16 protein-coding genes are annotated in these 19,111 nt (G+C 65.1%); 9 read left to right on the top strand and 7 right to left on the bottom strand.

Features of this window, described 5'->3' with window-relative positions:
• Positions 1 to 44: 44 nt before the first annotated feature.
• On the top strand, positions 45 to 1,025 hold the full coding sequence (locus PQQ52_RS33030) for a LysR family transcriptional regulator (RefSeq protein WP_408220976.1): 981 nt from the start codon (positions 45 to 47) through the stop codon (positions 1,023 to 1,025).
• A 182-nt stretch (positions 1,026 to 1,207) separates the two neighbouring features.
• On the opposite strand, the gene PQQ52_RS33025 is transcribed toward PQQ52_RS33030, so the two are convergent.
• Positions 1,208 to 2,959 carry an OmpA family protein gene (locus PQQ52_RS33025; protein WP_408220974.1) on the bottom strand — a complete coding sequence of 584 codons (1,752 nt, stop codon included), beginning with the start codon at positions 2,957 to 2,959 and terminating at the stop codon, positions 1,208 to 1,210.
• A 172-nt stretch (positions 2,960 to 3,131) separates the two neighbouring features.
• Positions 3,132 to 4,781 carry a GMC family oxidoreductase gene (locus tag PQQ52_RS33020; RefSeq protein WP_408220972.1) on the bottom strand — a complete coding sequence of 550 codons (1,650 nt, stop codon included), beginning with the start codon at positions 4,779 to 4,781 and terminating at the stop codon, positions 3,132 to 3,134.
• A gap of 363 nt (positions 4,782 to 5,144) precedes the next feature.
• On the opposite strand from PQQ52_RS33020, the gene PQQ52_RS33015 reads away from it, so the two are divergent.
• Positions 5,145 to 6,830, top strand: coding sequence for an isovaleryl-CoA dehydrogenase (locus tag PQQ52_RS33015; protein WP_408220970.1), 1,686 nt, complete (start codon positions 5,145 to 5,147; stop codon positions 6,828 to 6,830).
• 91 nt (positions 6,831 to 6,921) lie between these two features.
• Positions 6,922 to 8,340: a coniferyl aldehyde dehydrogenase gene (locus PQQ52_RS33010; protein ID WP_408220968.1), complete on the top strand. Its 1,419-nt coding sequence runs from the start codon at positions 6,922 to 6,924 to the stop codon at positions 8,338 to 8,340.
• A 17-nt stretch (positions 8,341 to 8,357) separates the two neighbouring features.
• On the opposite strand, the gene PQQ52_RS33005 is transcribed toward PQQ52_RS33010, so the two are convergent.
• The 5 genes from PQQ52_RS33005 to fliE all read right to left on the bottom strand — a co-directional run bounded on the left by PQQ52_RS33005 (position 8,358) and on the right by fliE (position 11,597).
• Positions 8,358 to 8,723, bottom strand: coding sequence for an EscU/YscU/HrcU family type III secretion system export apparatus switch protein (locus PQQ52_RS33005; protein ID WP_408220967.1), 366 nt, complete (start codon positions 8,721 to 8,723; stop codon positions 8,358 to 8,360).
• Positions 8,723 to 10,129 carry a flagellar hook-length control protein FliK gene (fliK, locus tag PQQ52_RS33000; protein WP_408220965.1) on the bottom strand — a complete coding sequence of 469 codons (1,407 nt, stop codon included), beginning with the start codon at positions 10,127 to 10,129 and terminating at the stop codon, positions 8,723 to 8,725. Before fliK ends, PQQ52_RS33005 begins: the two co-directional genes overlap by 1 nt.
• 80 nt (positions 10,130 to 10,209) lie before the next feature.
• Positions 10,210 to 10,536 (bottom strand): flagellar protein FliT, encoded by a 327-nt coding sequence (locus PQQ52_RS32995; RefSeq protein ID WP_408220963.1) that lies wholly within the window; start codon positions 10,534 to 10,536, stop codon positions 10,210 to 10,212.
• On the bottom strand, positions 10,533 to 10,967 hold the full coding sequence (gene fliS, locus PQQ52_RS32990; protein WP_408220961.1) for a flagellar export chaperone FliS: 435 nt from the start codon (positions 10,965 to 10,967) through the stop codon (positions 10,533 to 10,535). The genes PQQ52_RS32995 and fliS overlap by 4 nt, the downstream gene beginning before the upstream one ends.
• A gap of 294 nt (positions 10,968 to 11,261) precedes the next feature.
• Positions 11,262 to 11,597: a flagellar hook-basal body complex protein FliE gene (gene fliE, locus PQQ52_RS32985; RefSeq protein WP_408220959.1), complete on the bottom strand. Its 336-nt coding sequence runs from the start codon at positions 11,595 to 11,597 to the stop codon at positions 11,262 to 11,264.
• Between the two features lie 238 nt (positions 11,598 to 11,835).
• Between fliE and fliF the strand changes: the two genes are divergently transcribed.
• The 6 genes from fliF (at position 11,836) to PQQ52_RS32955 (ending at position 18,991) form a co-directional block, all read left to right on the top strand.
• Entirely contained in the window at positions 11,836 to 13,626 is a 1,791-nt protein-coding gene (gene fliF / locus PQQ52_RS32980) for a flagellar basal-body MS-ring/collar protein FliF (RefSeq protein ID WP_408220957.1), read from the top strand.
• A complete protein-coding gene (gene fliG, locus PQQ52_RS32975) occupies positions 13,616 to 14,611 on the top strand; it encodes a flagellar motor switch protein FliG (RefSeq protein WP_408220955.1) in 996 nt (331 codons plus the stop codon). Before fliF ends, fliG begins: the two co-directional genes overlap by 11 nt.
• Positions 14,604 to 15,281: a flagellar assembly protein FliH gene (gene fliH, locus PQQ52_RS32970; RefSeq protein ID WP_408220953.1), complete on the top strand. Its 678-nt coding sequence runs from the start codon at positions 14,604 to 14,606 to the stop codon at positions 15,279 to 15,281. The genes fliG and fliH overlap by 8 nt, the downstream gene beginning before the upstream one ends.
• Complete coding sequence (gene fliI / locus PQQ52_RS32965; protein ID WP_408220951.1) at positions 15,275 to 16,990, top strand: flagellar protein export ATPase FliI; 1,716 nt, start codon at positions 15,275 to 15,277, stop codon at positions 16,988 to 16,990. Before fliH ends, fliI begins: the two co-directional genes overlap by 7 nt.
• Positions 16,991 to 16,992: 2 nt before the next feature.
• On the top strand, positions 16,993 to 17,442 hold the full coding sequence (fliJ, locus tag PQQ52_RS32960) for a flagellar export protein FliJ (protein ID WP_408220949.1): 450 nt from the start codon (positions 16,993 to 16,995) through the stop codon (positions 17,440 to 17,442).
• Positions 17,443 to 17,503: 61 nt separating this feature from the next.
• On the top strand, positions 17,504 to 18,991 hold the full coding sequence (locus PQQ52_RS32955; RefSeq protein ID WP_408220947.1) for a flagellar hook-length control protein FliK: 1,488 nt from the start codon (positions 17,504 to 17,506) through the stop codon (positions 18,989 to 18,991).
• Positions 18,992 to 19,111: the final 120 nt, after the last annotated feature.

Raw genomic sequence — 19,111 nt, 5'->3', positions numbered from 1 at the left:
AATCACTCAGATCATTCCAATTTGGAATTCTGGAGACTGAGATCGTGGAACTACGTGCGCTGCGGTATTTCGTCGAAGTGGTCCGTCAACAGAGCTTCACTGTCGCCGCTGAGCAGATGTTCGTCACGCAGCCGACCATCAGCAAGATGGTCAAGTCTCTGGAAGACGAAATCGGCTCGCCGCTGCTATTGCGCGACGGGCGCCAGATGGTGCTGACCGACGCCGGCCGGATCGTCTACCAGCGCGGTCAGGACGTCCTCGCCGCGCACGCTCAATTGCAGGCCGAGCTGAACGATCTCGACACGCTCGGTCGCGGCGAGCTGACCATCGGCATTCCGCCGATGGGCGGCTCGCTGTTCACGCCGGCCATCGCCGCCTTCCGCCAGCGCTACCCGAAAATCGAACTGAAGCTGTTCGAGCAGGGTTCGCGCGCAATCGAAGCCGCGCTGATCCACGGTGAGCTTGAATTAGGCGGCGTGCTGCAACCGGTCGACCCGGACAACATCGAGGTGTTACCGATGACACGGCAATTGCTGTGGCTGGTCGCGCGCACGGGCTCCCGCTGGGACGATCTGCACGAAGTGCCGCTCGCCGAACTCGCCAACGAGCCGTTCGTGTTCTACGGCGAGAGCCTCGCGCTCAATGATGTCGTATTGAATGCGTGCCGCACCGCCGGCTTTGCGCCGACCATCGTCGGACGAAGCGGGCACTGGGATTTCATGGCGGCACTGGTGCTGGCGGGCGTCGGCATTGCACTACTGCCGGCGCCGTACTGCCGGCGGCTCGACGCGGCGCAGTTCACCTGCCGGCCGGTGGTGGAACCAGAGATTCCGTGGGAGATGGCAATCGGCTGGCGCCGAAATGGCTATCTGTCGCATGCGGCGCGCGCGTGGCTAGAGGTGGCTCGCGAGGCGCTGCCGGGCCAGGCAGGCGACGATTTCATGCTGGGGCCGGGTATCGGCATAACCGGTATCACGGCGCCGGTTCAGACACCGCCGCCGCAAACGCCGTCGCCGTCGCCGTAAATGTCGCCACCGCAAACGCGGCCAGCGCAAAAGCGGCCACCACAAATGCGGCCAGCCAAATGACAACATGCCGCCTGGCGCGAACCGGGCGGCATGTTTTTTTGGGCTCACCTCAACGGCTTACCTTGAAGGTTCAATAAACGTTCACTGAGCGATCAACGAACCCTCAGTGAACGCCGTTATTATTGCTGCGCGACGAACTCAATGCGACGGTTGGCAAAGCGGCCGCTCGCGGTATCGTTGCTCGCGACCGGGCGCGCGTCGCCGTAACCTTGCGCGATCAGCGAAGCCGCCGGCACGCCCGTCTTCACAAGATACGCACGAACCGCTTCAGCGCGCTTCTTCGACAGTTGCAGATTGGCTTGTGCGCCGCCGACATTGTCCGAATAACCGGCCACTTCGAGCTTGGCCATCTTGCCATTGCGTGCGCACGCGTTCAGCACTTGCGCCGACTGGTTCAGATCCTCAATCGCCGAGACCGGCACGTGAGCGCTGGCGCTCGTGAAGTTGATCACCTGCAGGTTCAGCACCTTGACCACGTCCGCTGCCGCGCACGAGCTATCCGGCGTGAGCAGGCCCTTGATCGCGCCGCGGAAGTTCTCGGTTGCGTTTGCGACCGCCTGTTCGACGTTGAACGAACCGATCTGATACGACGCACCGAACAGCGACTTCAATTTATCGAGCCAGCCGAGCTTCGCGTTCGCCGCGCTGCCGCTCAGTTCGATGTGCGCGCCGTCCACTTTCACTTCCGCGCCCGGCAATGCCATCAGCGGCAGCAGGCCGTCCAGATGAGCGAGCCAGTCGGCCGGCTTGGTGTCCTGGTCGACCGTGACGTTCGCGACGAAATGGTCAGCGCCGAAGCGCTTTGTCAGCGCGTCGATCAGTTGAGTCTTTTCGGCTTCGCTGCCGACCGTCGCGGTGAGCGTCGGCTTGCCGGCGGCGTCGACCGCGAAGCTGAGCTGGCTATCTTTGGTCGCGGCGGGCGCGGCGGCGGGTTGCTCCGTTTCGCTGGCGGCACTTGCTGCCGCGGCGCTGGCCCCGGGCGTCGAAGCCGCGACATCGCTGGCCGGTACTGCGGCGGCCGAGGCTTCAGCCGGAGCGGACGCAGACTGCGCAGCGGCCACGGCTCCCGCGCTGGCGCGCTCGGGTTGTTGTTCACCCTGTTGTTCGCTATGACAACCACGCAGGAACAGGAAGGCCAGCACGGCGGCGATTGCCGCAAGCAGCCACCAGAGCCATGTGCGCGAACGGCGCTCTTCGCGTACCACCGCGTCGGCGGGCACACGGATGCTCGACAGGGCTTCGGCCACCGGCTTGGCGGCAGGCGTCGGATGGTCGATGTGCGCCGAGACCGCTTTTAACTGCGACAGAATATTGCCGGTGAACGCGCCGAGTCCGCTCAGGCCGAGGCCTGTCATCAGACGGTCGTTCAGGTACGGCGCAATAGCCGGCAGTTGATGGCCCAGCAGTGTCGGCAGTTGGCCGACGTTACCCTGACCCTCGAGAAAATGCCGCTTCAGCAGGCCCAGCAGCGTTGCGCCGACGATGCCCGTTATGGCATGCGTCGCATGCGCCGGCACGCCGGTTTGATTCGCGACTTCGTCGCTGAGCGTATCGACGCGGCGATCGAGCACGCGTTCGAGCAATTGACGCCCCGCGCCTTCCAGCTGGCTCACACCGGTAGTCGTGCCGAGCAGCTGCGGCAGCTGCTCGGCGATGTGCCCGTTCACCTCAGGCGAGAGGATCGCCGCGAACAGCGAACGCGCGCCGTCGAGTGTCGCGCCCTTTTGCATCAGGCCGGCAACTAGCGCCGGGCCGGTTGTTGCAAGCACCTTCTGGGTCGCGTCCGGCGGCAGCCCGAAGCGGCCCGCCAGCTGTCGCACGACACCGTCCGTCATCGCGGACTGAATCAGCTGAATCACATTGATACTCATCGCTTCGCTTCCTTGAGTTCCCGAACGCGCCACCTGACGCGCTCTTTTTCGCGGCGCGATTATAGGTTTGGGGAAATCTCATAAACGAAACGGCACAATTTATGACGAATTAACAGACGTTCGCCTAATTTTTCTTATATTTATCAGCCAGATTAGGAGGGTTGGTTCATCGTCAAGCCGCCACACCAGTGACTCCCGTCGACGCCATCGCCGACGCTTCTTGCCCCTCACGCCGGCTCGCCGCGATCAGGTCGGCCGCGCGCTCGCCGATCATCACCGTCGGCGAATTCGTATTGCCGCCGATCAGCGTCGGCATCACCGATGCATCGACGATCCGCAGCCCCGTCACGCCGCGCACCCGCAACTGCGGGTCGACCACGGATCGCGCATCGCCGCCCATCCGGCACGTCGCTACCGGGTGATAGATCGTGTCGGCATGCTCGGCGATGGTCCGGCGCAATTCCGCCTCCGTCTGACCGGAATGCGTGTACAGCTCCTTGCCGCCATGCAACGCCAGCGAAGGTGCATCGAGAATGCGCCGCGCCATCTGCGCGCCTTCCACCAGCAGGTCGAGATCGCGCGAATCGCTGAAAAAACGCGGATCGATCACCGGCGCGGTACGCGCATCGGCGCTCGCGAGGGTCACGGTGCCGCGGCTATGCGGCCGCAACACGCACACGTGCAGCGAATAACCATGGCCCCAGTGCATATGGCGGTTATGGTCGTCGACGATCGCCGCGCAGAAATGCAGTTGCAGGTCCGGGCGCTCGAGCGTCGGCCGGCTCTTCAGAAAGCCGCCCGCTTCAGCGACGTTGCTCGACAGCATGCCCTGCCCATGCCGCATGAACGTCACAAACTGCGGCAACATCCGCGCGATGCCGCGAATCGAAAAACCGGTCGGCTCGGTCGACGACACCCGTTTGTTGATCGTGAAATCGACGTGGTCGATCAGATTCTGTCCGACCTCGGGCGCATCGTGCAGCACCGCGATGCCGAGCTTCTGCAAATCCGCCGCCGGCCCGATACCCGAGCACATCAGCAGTTGTGGCGAATTGAACGCACCCGCGGCCAGCACGACCTCGGCGCGCGCCTCCAGCGTTTCTGTACGGCCGCCGCGCACGATTTCGACGCCGCTCGCATGCTTGCCGTTGAAGGCCACACGCAGCACCGTCGCATCGGCGATCGTATGCAGATTGGGTCGTTCGCGGTCGTAAATATAGGCGCGCGCGACGCTGCAACGCCGTCCATCACGTTGCGTCACCTGATAGAAGCCGATGCCTTCCTGATCCGCGCCATTGAAGTCGCCGTTCAATTTGTAACCGGCTTCGCTCGCGGCCTGCACGAAACGCTTCGAAAACGGATTGCGATAGCGCAGATCGGACACCGTCAGCGGACCGTTGGCGCCGTGCCATGCGTCGGCGCCGCGCTCGTTGCCTTCCGCACGGCGGAAATACGGCAGCACCTCGGCCCATGACCAGCCGTCGCAGCCGAGTTGCGCCCATTCGTCGTAATCGAGTGGATGGCCGCGCGTGTAGATCATCGCGTTGATCGCGCTCGATCCGCCGAAGCCCCGCCCACGCGGCTGATAGCCCTGACGGCCGCCCAGCCCGGGCTGGGGCGTCGTCAGATAGCCGTAGTTGGTTTTGAGTTTGTGCGGCACGACGGCCGCCACGCCGACCGGCATGTTCACGAAGAGATTCCGGTCCGTATGCGGACCGGCTTCGATCAGGGCGATCGTTGCATCGGGGCAGCTATCCGCCAGACGGCTCGCAAGCGAGCAACCGCCTGAGCCCGCACCGACGATGATGTAGTCGTATTGCATCCGCTCCTCCTGTTAGGGCCGCGCTGGTCGCAGCCCCTGTCTCTGTCGGTCCGAGTTAGCGCTTCAGCTGTCTACTCCGACCCTCTGCACGCAATTGCTGCACACTTGTCTACGTGTGTTTCATCGGCATTGTAGGGAGCGTTCGGGCGCGACGGCCGGTTCATGTCAGAGCGATCCCTCTAAACGAAAGCCCTTCCGCGACCCTATGATGAAAGACGCGCACGCGCCCGCCAGGCGGCTGTGCACGGCATTCAAACACGGCGCCCGGCGCGCCGTCCTCTGAGCGTGTGGCACGACACGCCGTGATAAAACAAGCACACCGTCGATCAGTGGCGGCGCGCATCCGGTGAACGGAGACAGTAGATGGAACGGCACAGCTTCGGCCACACCCACGACGTGACCAATCAGGCGCCTCCGCTCGCGGACTACAACCTGTTTTCGAGCGATGTGGCTCTGTCCGCCGCCCTCGAACGCGAAGGGGCCGCGTGGCATCGCGAGGCGCTGCAACGGCACGGCGCGGCGCTCACTACGCCGGAGACACTCGCGCTTGCCGAACTGGCCAACCGCCACACGCCCGAACTCGTCACGCACAGCCCGCGCGGCGAACGCATCGACGCGCTGGAGTTTCACCCATCGTGGCATACGCTGCTGTCGCTGTTACGCCGTGAAGGCCTGCACGCGTTACCGTTTTCGGATCCGCAGCGCGGCGCAATGGTCGCGCGTTGCGCCGGCTACTTCCTGCACGCGCAACTCGAATCCGGCTCCCTCTGCCCGCTGACAATGACCTTCGCGAGCATCCCGGTGCTGCAACGCGAACCCGCATTGTTCGCCACGCTGCGCGACAAGCTCTACGCCCGCGAACACGATCCACGCGACCTGCCGCTCACGCACAAAACCTCGGCCATGATCGGTATGGGCATGACCGAGAAACAAGGCGGCTCGGACGTGCGCAGCAATCAGACCCATGCGTATGCCACACGCGGCAGCGGCCGCGGCGCGGAATACCGCCTCGTCGGTCACAAATGGTTTTTCTCCGCGCCACAATGCGACGCGCATCTGGTGCTCGCCCGCACGGACGATCACGAAGGCCTCTCATGCTTCTTCGTGCCGCGTTTCGCGCCGGACGGCAGCAAGAATGGTGTGCAGATCCAGCGTCTGAAGGACAAACTCGGCAACCGCTCGAATGCCAGCAGCGAGGTCGAATTCTTCGACGCGTTCGGCATCATGATCGGCGACGAAGGCCGCGGTGTGCCGACCATCATCGAAATGGCGAACTACACGCGGCTCGATTGTGTGGTCGGCAGCGCGGCGTTAATGCGCGCTGCGCTTGTGCAGGCGATCCATCATGCACGGCACCGCAGCGCGTTCGGCCGGCATCTGGCCGATCAACCGCTGATGCGCAATGTGCTCGCCGACCTGGCGTTGGAATCGGAGGCAGCGACCGTGCTGTTCATGCGACTCGCACGCGCTTTCGAAGCGTCGGCCGATGCGCCGTCGGCCGCGCCCGTCGAGCGCGCGTGGCGCCGGATCGTCACCCCTGCCGCGAAGTACTGGGTCTGCAAGCGCACGCTCGAATTCACCGGCGAGGCGATGGAAGTCTGGGGTGGCAACGGTTACGTTGAAACCGGGCCGATGGCGCGCTTCTATCGTGAAGCGCCCGTGAATTCGATCTGGGAAGGCTCGGGCAACGTGATGTGCCTCGACGTACTGCGCGCCATGGAGCGCGAGCCCGAAGCCGCGCAGGCCTTGTTCGCTGCATGGCAAGCGGATGCGCAGGGGCATCCGGCTTTAAGCGCCGCGCTCGGCAAGCTCGCTGCCACGCTCAACGGACCCGCCGAACATCGCGAAGCCTCCGCGCGACGCATCGCGCAGCAGATCGTGCTGATCGCGCAGGCCACCTTGCTGGTGAAGCACGCACCGCCGCAAATCGCCGATGCCTTCATCGCGACGCGTCTCGCCGACGGCTGCGGTGAAAGTGGCCGTGTGTACGGCACGCTGCCGGCGACGATCGACCACGCGGCGATCATCGAGCGGGCATTTCCAGCGTGACATAGCTTTTCGCAAGGCCGTCGCACGACAGGACAACACACCAATAAGCGCGATTCGACGCGTACCGATATCCATCAGGGAGTGGACACACATGAAGAACGATCTGCCAGAGATCGCCGCGCTCGAAGCGCTGCTGCGCGATCAACGCCATGCTTATTTGCGTGCGCCGTATCCGTCGTGGGAAGCCCGCGCCGGACATCTGAAAGCACTGCGCACAGTCATGCTCGACAACCGTGACGCACTCGCCGACGCGATGAATGCCGACTTCGGCAATCGCGCGAAACAGGAAGTCCTGCTCGCCGAATTCCTGCTGATCAAGGGGGAGATCGACGCCGCGCTCAGACACGGCAAACGCTGGATGAAAGCGCAACGCCGCAGCACCAACAAATGGCTGATGCCGGCGCGGGCGAAAGTTGTGCCGCAGCCGCTCGGTGTGATCGGCATTATCGTGCCGTGGAATTACCCCGTATTGCTCGCCGTCGGCCCGCTAATCAGCGCGCTGACGGCCGGCAACCGCGCCATCATCAAGATGTCGGAGCTGACACCGCGCACCTCGGCGCTATTCGAGCAACTTATCGGCCAGACCTTCGCGCGCGACCACGTCGCGGTGGTAAACGGCGACGCCGCATTGGCCGCCGCGTTCAGCGCGCAACCGTTCGATCATCTGCTGTTCACCGGCTCGACCAAGGTCGGCCATGAAGTGATGCGCGCCGCCGCTGAACATCTGACGCCGGTCACGCTCGAGCTTGGCGGCAAGTCGCCGGCCATCATCGGTCAGCATGCGCGCTTCGACAACGCCGTGGATAACCTCGTCGCCGGCAAGACGCTCAACGCGGGCCAGACCTGCGTCGCGCCGGACTACGTGCTGGTGCCGCGCGGTAAGGAGCAGGCATTCATCGAACGGGCGCGCGCACGGATGGCGAAGATGTACCCCGACTTTGCGCGCAACCTCGATTACACGTCGATCATCTCGGAGCGGCATTTTGCCCGGCTGCATCGTCTTGCCGACGAAGCACAAGCCGCCGGCGCGCAACTGCACACGCTCGTCGACAGCACGCCGGACGAGGCAAGCCGCCGTTTCCCGCTGATCGCCGTCACGAATGCGCCGGATGAAAGCGCGCTGATGCAGGAGGAAATCTTCGGCCCGCTGCTGCCGATCGTCCCCTACGACACGCTCGACGACGCGATCGCGTGGATCAACGCGCGTCCCCGGCCGCTCGCGCTATATCTCTACGCCGACGACTCGGCGACCATCGCGCGCGTCACGCACGAAACGATCGCGGGCGGCATGGCGATCAATGAAACGCTGATGCATCTGGCGTGCGAAAGCCTGCCGTTCGGCGGTGTCGGTGCAAGCGGGATGGGGGCGTATCACGGCCACGAAGGCTTCGTGACTTTCTCGAAGATGAAGCCGGTACTGACGCAGGCGCGCCTGAACGCGCGAGGTTGGATCTCGCCGCCGTACGGCAAGCGGGTGAATGCGCTGCTGAAGTTGATGATGCGGTTTTGATGGGGCGGGGCGAACGTTCAGCGCCCGGCCACCCCACCAGAAACATCCGCGATGTCCGTCGCAACCACATCGGTCACGTCCTGCGCGGCGGACACGCCGCTTTCTGGCTCATTCTCGGCGCCGCTTTCCAGCCGATGCAACCAGGCGAGCAACTCCGCCACCGCCTGATAGAGCTGCGGCGGAATCCGCGTATCCAGATCGACCTGCATCAGCAGCGAGACCATTTCCGGCGCCTCGTGCACATACAGGCCGGCTTCCTTGGCCCGCTGCACGATCATCTCGGCCAGCATGCCGTAGCCCTTGGCGACCACGCGCGGTGCGGAATCGCCGCCTTGTGCGTCGTAGACGAGCGCGGCCGCGCTGCGGCGATGTTTGCGGCTCATCACATATCCCAATCGAAATCGTCGAGCGGCGCGGCTCCCGGGCGGGCAACGCGGGCTGTGCGACGCCCCGCCGACGCCTTGTCGGCCTGATCAGCCGCCGAAGCCGCCGAAGCCGAGCGCGCATACGCCGACGCCGCCTGCGCGGTCGCCGCAGCACCCGCCGCGGTAACCGGCGCGCCACCGCCGATCTCGCGAATCGTCAACGCATTCAGTTCGATCCCCGCTGCCGCAAGCCGCTGACGAAAGCTCTCACCCTGCATTGTCAGTCGTGCCGCGCCCACCGGACTCGCCTGCACACGCGCGACAAGCCGCGTGCCGGTCAAGGTCAAGTCTGCATCGACGGTGCCGAGCGTCGGCAACGACAGCGTCAGCCGCGTACGCCACGGTTGATCGTCCTCGCTCGCCGAACCGCCGCCGCTGCGGTCCCATTCGTCACCTTCCTGCTCGATGGTCCAGTCGAACCTGGCGCCCGGCCATGCTTCGCCGGTCCAGCGAAACTGCCCGGTGGCGAGCATATCGAGTTGCTGACGCACCAAAGGAACGGTCGCGGGATGCACCGCGGCCGCCATCGATGGCGAGTTTTGCGAGGTTCCGCCGTCGGCCAGTAGCGCCGCAGCGTTGTGCAAGCTCGCGTGCGCGGGCTGGCCGTTCAGGTCGGAGAGAGAACTTGCCAGCACCTCGCCGGCCACAAAGCGCGCGGCTTGCGCGGTCTGGATCGACGGCATCGTGCGGGCTGCCGCGTTGCCGTCCGCTGCGCCGTTGGCCGGACCGTTTGGTGCTGCACCCATGCCCTGCCGGGGTGTCGCGTTTGAGGAGGCGGCCTGATCGGCGTCGCTTGCCCAGTCGAGCGGCAATTGCGCGGCGGCCACTAGCTTGTTTTGCGGCTCGCCGGCCAGTGCGGCGGGCGAGCGCTGGCCCGCCAGCCATTGCGCGAGATGGGATTCGTAAAACAGGCCGCTGTCGCCGACCGTCTGTTCAAGCGCGGCCGCGAGCATCGCGACCGGCACCTGAGCCGCCGCCACATTGGCCGTGGCCGCGGTACCGGTGGTATTTGGATTCGCGGATGAAGCAGCCGGGGCGGCCGGCGTATCGAAGAGCGGCAAGCCGCCGGCCTCGACGTCGAGCGCCGGAGCGGCCGGCCAGATCGGCGTCTGGCCGAGCACCGCCGGGGTCGCCTCGCCGCCCGCGCTCACGATCGCATTGAGCGTCAAGGCGACGGCGGACAGCGCGGTCTGCGCGGAAGCCTGCGGTGTCGCGGCGGGCGTGGCAGGTGGAACAGTGACGGGCGCGGTATCGACGCCCGCCGCACCGGTCTGCGAAGCAGTGGCACTACCGGGCGCGAGATTGAGCAGACTGTCGACCCGGTTCGCGAGCAGCGAAGTGACGACCGTGTCGATTCCGTTCATACCGATTCCTTAGTCACATTGGCGGCAGCACGTTCAAATCCAGTCAGACGGACTCGAGCAACGTGTTGCCCGCAGCAAACTCAGCGCGCCCCGTAGAGTTCCTTGAGCACGCGAGTCGGCCGTCCGGTGAACAGCGCCGACAGATTGGCCATGCGCGGATTCGCAAGATCGCGGATCGCGGCGTCGTCGGCCAGGATCTGACGGATCAGGGCGTATTTGCGCAGACGCTCCGCATCGTCCAGCCTGACACCGGATTCCGCGTCTCTCAGCGCGTCGACCAGATTCCGGTATTCCTCCTGCAAGTGGACCAGATCGTTCCATAGGGCGCGCCGGGCAGCCATCAGCATGCGGCGGGAAATCGCTGCAATCGCCTCGTAGCGGGCGAAATATTCTGCGTTCGATGTCATCTCATGCTTTCCGCGGCCGGCTGGGTTGCCATCCGCGCGATCTCCGGGGCAATCCCGATCCATGCCTCTTCGAGCGTCGCAAGCAGGCCATCGACCTCGACCAGCATCGCCTCGCTCTGTTTTATATTGGCTTCGAGCAGCCGGCGCGACATATAGGCATATAGCGCGTCCAACCGCTCTGCAATCTCGCCGCCCACCTCAACGTTCAGCGATAGTTGCAGCCCGCTTTCGACGATCTGAATCGCCTTGCCGATCGCCTCACCACGAGCCGGCACATTGCCTTGCTGTACATGCATGCGTGCTTGCGCGATCGCTTGCCGGGCGCCCTGATACAACATCACGATCAGACGATGCGGACTCGCGCCCATCACCCCTGTCTCGACGCCGACGCGTGCGTACGCATTGGCTCCAGAGTGTCCTGGGGAAAACATCGGCGCTCCTCCTCTCTTGCACTGCGGTTGGTCGTAGCACCCCATCTGGACACGTTGCCGCGTTCAGATTTCTGCCTGTACCTGGTTATCGGATAGGCAGCGGGAAAGCTTTAGGCCGGTGTAAGGAGGATTAAGGGGCCGATGGGGGCAATATCGCGCTGAGCGCGGCAAGGCCGCCTGCCACGAAGCGCCTCGAGGGCGCGCCGGGCGGACTTCCTGCCGTGCAGCCACACAGCGTTGCATCTGGGCGCATGCGTTCGGGCGGGCGGAACAGCCCTGCCGCCCGAGTCGCACTCACACCGACATCTGCATGATGTCGTTATAGGCCGACACCAGTTTGTTGCGCACTTGCAGGCCGAACTGGAAACCGACGTTGGCCTTCTGCATATCGACCATCACGTCGTTCAGCGAGACGTTGGACGCGCCGAGTTCGAACGCCTGAGATTCGCCGACCGCCTTGGTCTGATCGCCGCTGATCTTGTCCAGCGACGCCTTCAGCGCCGAGGCAAAGCCACCGGTGGTAGCCGCGCCGGACTGATCGGCGACGGCATTATTGGCGCCGGCCGCTTGCGCTGCCATCGACTGCATCTGTTGCAGCGCCGACGAGAGCGCGTTCACGGGCAAAGTCATGTTCTCTCCAGGGAATGACGACCGGCATGCCAGAAACCGTGCCGATCTGAACGAAAGCATAGCAGTGGGCCATGCGGGAAAGCCCCGAAACTAGGGGGGAAACCCGGCTCTATTCAAGCAATCGGGTTGAGCCGCACTGCGGATAATTTCAATGGTGAAAGTCTCTGTTCGCACGCCCGCCGACCCTCGGCGAGTTTGAGCGGCAGAACGCAAAAGGCATCCCGGAGATACCCGACGCATGGATTCGTCAGCCAACTCTTTGATCAACCCCGACGCCCGTATGGGCCTCGCCGGCGCGCAGCCGGGCGCAGGCGCTGCCGGCACCGGCCAGGCCGGCGCTGCCGCGGACCTCGGCGGCCTGGGGAGCAACCTGGGCGGCAATTTCGGCCAGCGCCTGTCCGGTCTCGCGCAAATGCGTGGCAACCCGCGCGCGCCGCTGATTTTCGCGGTCGCACTGCTTGTCGCCATCGTCGCGGGTCTGTTCCTGTGGTCACGCGCGCCGGACTACAAGGTGCTCTACAGCAACCTGTCGGACCGCGACGGCGGCGCCATCATCACCGCGCTGCAGGCGGCCAACATCCCCTATAAGTTCACCGACGCCGGTGGTGCGATCCTCGTGCCGGCCGAGCAGGTGCATGAAATGCGTCTGCGTCTGGCTTCGCAAGGTCTGCCCAAGAGCGGCTCGGTCGGCTTCGAATTGATGGACAACCAGAAGTTCGGTATCAGCCAGTTCGCTGAGCAGATCAATTACCAGCGCGCGCTGGAAGGTGAGCTGGAGCGCACGATCGAGTCGATTTCGTCGGTAAAGTCGGCGCGTGTGCATCTGGCCATTCCCAAGCCGTCCGTGTTCGTGCGCGACAAGGAAGCGCCGTCTGCCTCGGTACTGGTGAACCTCTACCCGGGCCGCGCGCTCGACGAAGGCCAGGTGCTGGCGATCACCCATATGGTGTCGTCGGCGGTGCCGGACATGCCGGTGAAGGGCGTGACCATCCTCGATCAGGACGGCAATCTGCTGACGCAGCCGTCGACCGGCAGCGGTCTGGACGCCTCGCAACTCAAGTATCGCCAGCAGATCGAGCGCAACACGCAGCAACGCATCGACGCAATCCTGTCGCCCCTGTTCGGCTCCGGCAACGCGCATTCCCAGGTCAGCGCCGATATCGACTTCTCGCGCAGCGAGCAGACCTCGGAAAATTACAGCCCCAACGGCACCCCGCAGCAGGCGGCGATCCGCAGCCAGCAATCGAGCACCTCCACCGAAATGTCGCAGGCCGGTGCCTCCGGCGTGCCGGGCGCGCTGTCGAACCAGCCGCCGCAGCCGGCTTCCGCGCCGATCACGGCGGGTAACGGCACGCCTGGCGTGACCACGACGCCGGTCAGCGACCGCAAGGACTCGACCACCAACTACGAGCTCAACAAGACCGTGCAGCATCTGGAGCAACCGATGGGCGGCATCAAGCGTTTGTCGGTGGCGGTGGTGGTCAACTATATGCGGGTGGTCGACGCCAAGGGCCACGCGACGATGCAGCCGGTCACCGCGGACAAGCTCGCGCAGGTCAATCAGCTGGTGAAGGACGCGATGGGTTTCGACGCCACGCGCGGCGACTCGGTCAACGTGGTCAACAGCCCGTTCACCGTCGACGTCGATCCGGATGCCGACCTGCCATGGTGGCGCACGCCGGACATGATCGCGCTCGCCAAGCAGATCGCGACCTACCTCGGTATTGGCCTCGTCGCCCTGTTCCTCTACTTCGTGATGGTGAAACCGGCGCTGCGCCGCGCTTTCCCGCCGCCGGAGCCGGTCACCGCAGCGCTGCCGTCGCCGGACGAGCCGGTTCTGCTGGACGGCATCCCCGCCGCCGAGCGCGCGGGCGCCGTCACGGAAATGGAAACCGACACCGAACTGCTGGCGTTCGAAAACGAGAAACACAAATACGAGCGGAATCTGGAATTCGCGCGCAACATCGCGCGCCAGGATCCAAAGATCGTTGCAACCGTCGTGAAAAACTGGGTGTCCGATGAGCGCTGAAGGCGTAGTGAAGAGCGCGCTCCTGCTGATGTCGATCGGCGAGGAAGAAGCCGCGCAGGTGTTCAAATTCCTCGGGCCGCGCGAAGTCCAGAAGATCGGCGTCGCGATGGCCGCGCTGAAGAATGTGACACGCGAGCAGGTGGACGAGGTGTTGCAGGAATTCGTGCGCGAGGCCGAGCAGCACACCGCCCTTTCGCTCGATTCGAGCGAGTACATCCGCTCGGTGCTGACCAAGGCGCTCGGCGGCGACAAGGCCGGGGTGATCATCGACCGGATTCTGCAGGGCAGCGATACCAGCGGTATCGAAGGCCTCAAGTGGATGGACTCGGCTGCGGTGGCTGAGCTCATCAAGAACGAGCATCCGCAGATTATCGCGACCATCCTCGTTCACCTGGACCGCGATCAGGCGTCGGAAATCGTCGCCTGCTTCACCGAACGTCTGCGTAACGACGTGCTGCTGCGAATCGCGACGCTCGACGGCATCCAGCCGGCCGCGCTGCGCGAACTCGACGACGTGTTGACCGGCCTCCTGTCCGGTAGCGACAACCTGAAGCGCAGCCCGATGGGCGGCATCCGCACGGCGGCCGAAATTCTCAACTTCATGTCGAGCAATCATGAAGAAGGTGTCATCGAGAACGTTCGCCAATACGACGCGGAACTTGCGCAGAAGATTATCGATCAGATGTTTGTGTTCGAGAACCTGCTCGATCTGGAAGACCGCGCGATCCAGCTGTTGCTGAAGGAAGTCGAGTCCGAGGCGTTGATCATCTCGCTGAAGGGCGCGCCGCCCGCGCTGCGCCAGAAGTTCCTGTCGAACATGTCGCAGCGTGCTGCCGAACTGCTCGCCGAAGACCTCGATGCGCGCGGCCCGGTCCGTGTCTCCGAAGTCGAGACGCAGCAGCGCCGCATCCTGCAAATCGTGCGCAATCTGGCGGAAAGCGGCCAGATCGTTCTAGGCGGCAAGGCGGAAGACGCATATGTCTGATCAGAACTCCACGGCGAAGGAGAGCCTCTCGGCCTACCAGCGCTGGGAGATGGCCTCCTTCGATCCGGTGCCACCCGCACCGCCCGAACCCGAAGTCGACGACGGCGCATTTGAAGCCGAACTCGAACGTCTGCGCGACACCGCGCATGCGCAGGGCGTCGCGACGGGTCACGTGGCCGGGCAGGCGCTCGGTTATCAGGCCGGTTACGAGCAAGGCCACGCACAGGGTTTCGAGCAGGGCCAGAGCGAAGCGCGTGAAGAAGCGGCGCGTCTTGCCGCGCTGGCCGAGACCTTCAAGGCGGCACTCGACGGTGCCCAGGGCGCGATCTCCGAGACACTGGTTGCGTTGGCGCTGGACATCGCCCAACAGGTGGTACGCCAGCATGTGCAACACGATCCGACCGCGCTGATTGCGGCCGCCCGTGAGGTGCTGGCGTCCGAACCGGCGCTGCTCGGCGCACCGGCGTTGATCGTCAGCCCCGCTGATCTGCCGGTCGTCGAAGCCTATCTGATGGAAGAACTGCAAACGCGTGGCTGGACCGTGCGTACCGATCCGTCGGTCGAACGCGGCGGCTGCCGCGCGCAGGCGGCCACCGGCGAAGTAGACGCCGGCATCGACACGCGCTGGGAGCGCGTCGCCGCCGCACTCGGCAAGGTGAGCACATGGTGAAGCCGACGCTCGAAGAGATCCGCGCCAGCGATCTGACGCCGCTCGAACGCGAACTGGCGCTGGCGTCGTTTGGCGCCGAGGCGCTGGCGGACGAGCCGGCTATGGCTACACCCGCTGCGGCTGCGGTCGCGGCTATCGAAGCGGCGCTGCGGGATACGGGCGCCGGGCATCCGGGCGCCGGGCATCCGGGCGCCGGGCATCCGGGCGCCGGGCACCCGGCTCATGGGCATCCGGCGACAGATGCGGCGAGCCGTGAGTCTGCCGCCTCAAATGCCACTTCGAGCCGCCCTTCCCCCGTCGTCCACGCCCCGTACGACCCCGCCCTCGACAGCAATCCGCACATGCAAGCCTGGCGCGGCCGGCTCGACGCGCTGCGCGCGCGCAACGCGATCGCCAAGCCAATGCGTGCGTGCGGACGTTTGACGCGCGCCGCCGGCCTGGTGCTCGAAGCGGTCGGCCTGCGCCTTTCGGTGGGCGCCGAAGTCATGATCGAACTGCCACTCGGCAGTTCGCTGCCGATGGCCGAAGCCGAAGTCGTCGGCTTCTCCGGCGACAAACTGTTTCTGATGCCGACCACCGAAGTGATCGGCCTGCTGCCCGGCGCACGCGTGTACCCGCTCGAAAGCGCGCCCATCGCCGATCCGATGGCGGGCGCGAAGCGCCTGCCGGTCGGCTGGGAACTGCTCGGCCGAGTGCTGGACGCTTCCGGCCGCCCGCTCGACGGCCTCGGCCCACTCGGCGCGCATGCCGATGCGCCGCTGTCCTCGCCGGTCATCAACCCGCTGAACCGCGAGCCAATTCACAAGGTGCTCGACGTCGGCGTGCGCGCGATCAATGCACTCCTGACCGTCGGCCGCGGCCAGCGCATGGGCCTGTTCGCCGGTTCGGGCGTGGGTAAATCGGTGCTGCTCGGCACGATGGCGCGCTACACCAGCGCCGAGGTGATCGTGATCGGCCTGATCGGCGAACGCGGCCGCGAAGTGAAGGAATTCATCGAACAGATTCTCGGCGAGGAGGGCCTCGCGCGCTCGGTCGTCATCGCCGCGCCAGCCGACGTCTCGCCGCTCTTGCGGATGCAGGCCGCGTCGTACTCGACCTCGCTCGCCGAATATTTCCGCGATCAGGGCAAGCACGTGCTGCTGCTGATGGATTCGCTGACCCGTTACGCGATGGCGCAGCGCGAAATCGCGCTGGCCGTGGGCGAGCCGCCCGCCACCAAAGGCTATCCGCCTTCGGTGTTCGCCAAACTGCCGGCGCTCGTCGAACGGACCGGCAACGGCCCGGCGGGCGGCGGTTCGATCACCGCGTTCTACACCGTGCTGACCGAAGGCGACGACCAGCAGGACCCGATCGCCGACTCCGCGCGGGCGATTCTCGACGGCCACATCGTGCTGTCGCGCTCGCTCGCCGAGGCCGGTCACTATCCCGCGATCGACATCGAAGCGTCGATTAGCCGGGCAATGACCGCGCTGATCGACGATAACCATCTCGAGAAGACGCGTATGTTCAAGCAGATGCTGTCGCGCTATCAGCGCAACCGCGATCTGATCAATGTCGGCGCCTATTCGAGCGGGCGCGACGCGCTGCTCGACCGTGCGATTGCGCTGTATCCGCGAATGGAAGCGTTTTTGCAGCAGGGTTTTCGCGAGTGCGCGAACTTTGAACCGAGTCTCGAGATGCTGGACGCGCTGTTTGCCCAAGGAGCCTGACGATGGCGAAACACTTTCCGATCAAGACCCTCATCGGCCTCGCCCAGGATGATGTGGACGCCGCCGCGCAACGCCTGGGCCGCGCCCAGCGCGAGCGCAACGACGTCGAGGCTCAGCTGAACGCGCTTGTGCAATACCGCGACGAATATCACGCGCGCTTCACGGCGACCGCCCAAACGGGCATGCCCGCCGGCAATATGCGCAATTTCCAGGCATTCATCGACACACTCGACGCCGCCATCGAACAGCAGCGCAACCTGCTGGTGACGGCGAATGCGCGCGTCGAGGCCGCCAAGCCCGACTGGCAGCGTCAGAAGCAGAAGCTCGGCTCGTATGAAGTGCTGCAGGCGCGCGGCGAAGCTGCCGAAGCGAAAGTCGTGGCGCGGCGCGACCAGCGCGATTCCGACGAACACGCCGCCCGCATTCTGAGGATGCGCGCCGAGGGCGTCTAACGCGCCCGAGCGTCGTCTCGATTGACCGAACACCCCGTTTGACGGATTGACAGGATTCCCTATGTCGCTTCTTTCACAGGTCGGTTCACTGCTCGGCTCTGCCAGCAGCACGTCCACCAACGCGGCCATGGCCGCTGCGGCGAACGCCAAACCGTTCTCGCAAACCCTGCAGCAGAGCATCGACCTGCAAAACAACGCGGCCGCGCAAAGCGCGAGCAAGCCGCCGGCTCCGTCCCCCTCTTCGTCTGCTTCGTCGTCGAGCGTGCATGACGCACCGCCGCCGCCCGATCCTTCGACGAAGAGCGCGGATGCCGCGAGCAGCAACACGAACGACAGCAAATCGACGAGCGCGTCCTCATCCAGCTCGTCGTCGGCCTCAGCGTCGGCTTCGTCGTCCGCATCGTCGTCAAACACGCAGCAGGCTTCGGCCAACAAGAGCAACGCGACGCCACCGAAGCCCGGCACCGCGACCACGCAGACCGCCGCGGACACGGCAGCGGCAGCCGCCGCTGCGCAGGCTCAAGCTCAGGCCAACGCGAACAACACCACTGACCCGGCGAGCGCTGATCCTGCCGCGGCACTGACGGACGCGGCAACCACACAGCCCGGCACGGACACCACGACAGGCGGCACCACGGGTAAAAAGACTGGCGCGACCGATCCGAAGTCGCTGCAGGACGCTTTGCAAGCGGCCTTGGCCGCCCTGGCGAACGGCCAGGGCGTGGTGCCGGCGCAGGCCTTGGCGAGCGGCGCGGCGGCGAGCGGTCTGGCTGCTGACGCGAACGCGGGGCTGAACGGATCGGCGGACGGCAAGACGCTTGCGGCCGGTCTGTTTGGCGACGGCAAGGGATCGAGTGCCGGCAAGACTGCGTTGACGGCTGCGGCCACGACCATGGCGGATCCGTCGACGGCGGCGAAGGCCGCGGCTGACGCGTTGACCGCGACGGCTGCCGGCGGTGTGCAGGCTGACGATCTGGCGTCCTTCAAGAGTGCAACCGATGCTGCGACGGCGGCGCTGGCGGCCAGCCAGGCCGCAGCGGGCGCTGCGAGTGCGACGGCGGCTGTGCAAACGACGGGCAACGCCGGTGCTGCGGAAGCCGCGAATGCGTTATCGCCGCAGGTGGGCACGAGTGACTGGGAAGATGCGTTGAGTCAGAAGGTGGTGTTTTTGTCGAATGCGCATTCGCAGAGCGCCGAGCTGACTTTGAATCCAAAGGATTTGGGGCCGCTACAGGTTGTGTTGCAGGTTGCCGATAACCATGCACATGCGTTGTTTGTTTCGCAGCACCAGCAGGTGCGGGAGGCTGTCGAGGCCGCGTTGCCGAAGCTTCGCGAGGCGTTGGAGTCCAATGGGATTGGGCTGGGGAGCGCTAGCGTTAGCGATGGGTTTGCCCGGCAGGGCGGGCAGCAGCAGAGTGCTGATTCAGGGCGGTCCGGTGCGCGGGGCAGCGCGGGGGGTTTTGCCGGCGGCGCCGGGGGGGATTCTGATTCTGTTGTGGCTAATGTTGCCGTGCGGCGGAGTGTGGGGTTGGTCGATACGTTTGCATGATGGGGGGGGTTGCCTGCACGGCGCTTATTGTCTGGTCGCCTGCGGCGTTGGCCTTTCCTTGTTTTGTTATTGGTTTATTAGCGTCGCCCCTGTGCGGGGCAGGCACTTACTTCTCTTTGC

Origin of the sequence: Paraburkholderia sediminicola (assembly GCF_046030555.1) — a bacterium.
In the GTDB taxonomy this organism is placed as follows: Bacteria; Pseudomonadota; Gammaproteobacteria; order Burkholderiales; family Burkholderiaceae; genus Paraburkholderia; species Paraburkholderia sediminicola_E.
This window is presented reverse-complemented; position numbering and strand designations above follow the sequence as displayed.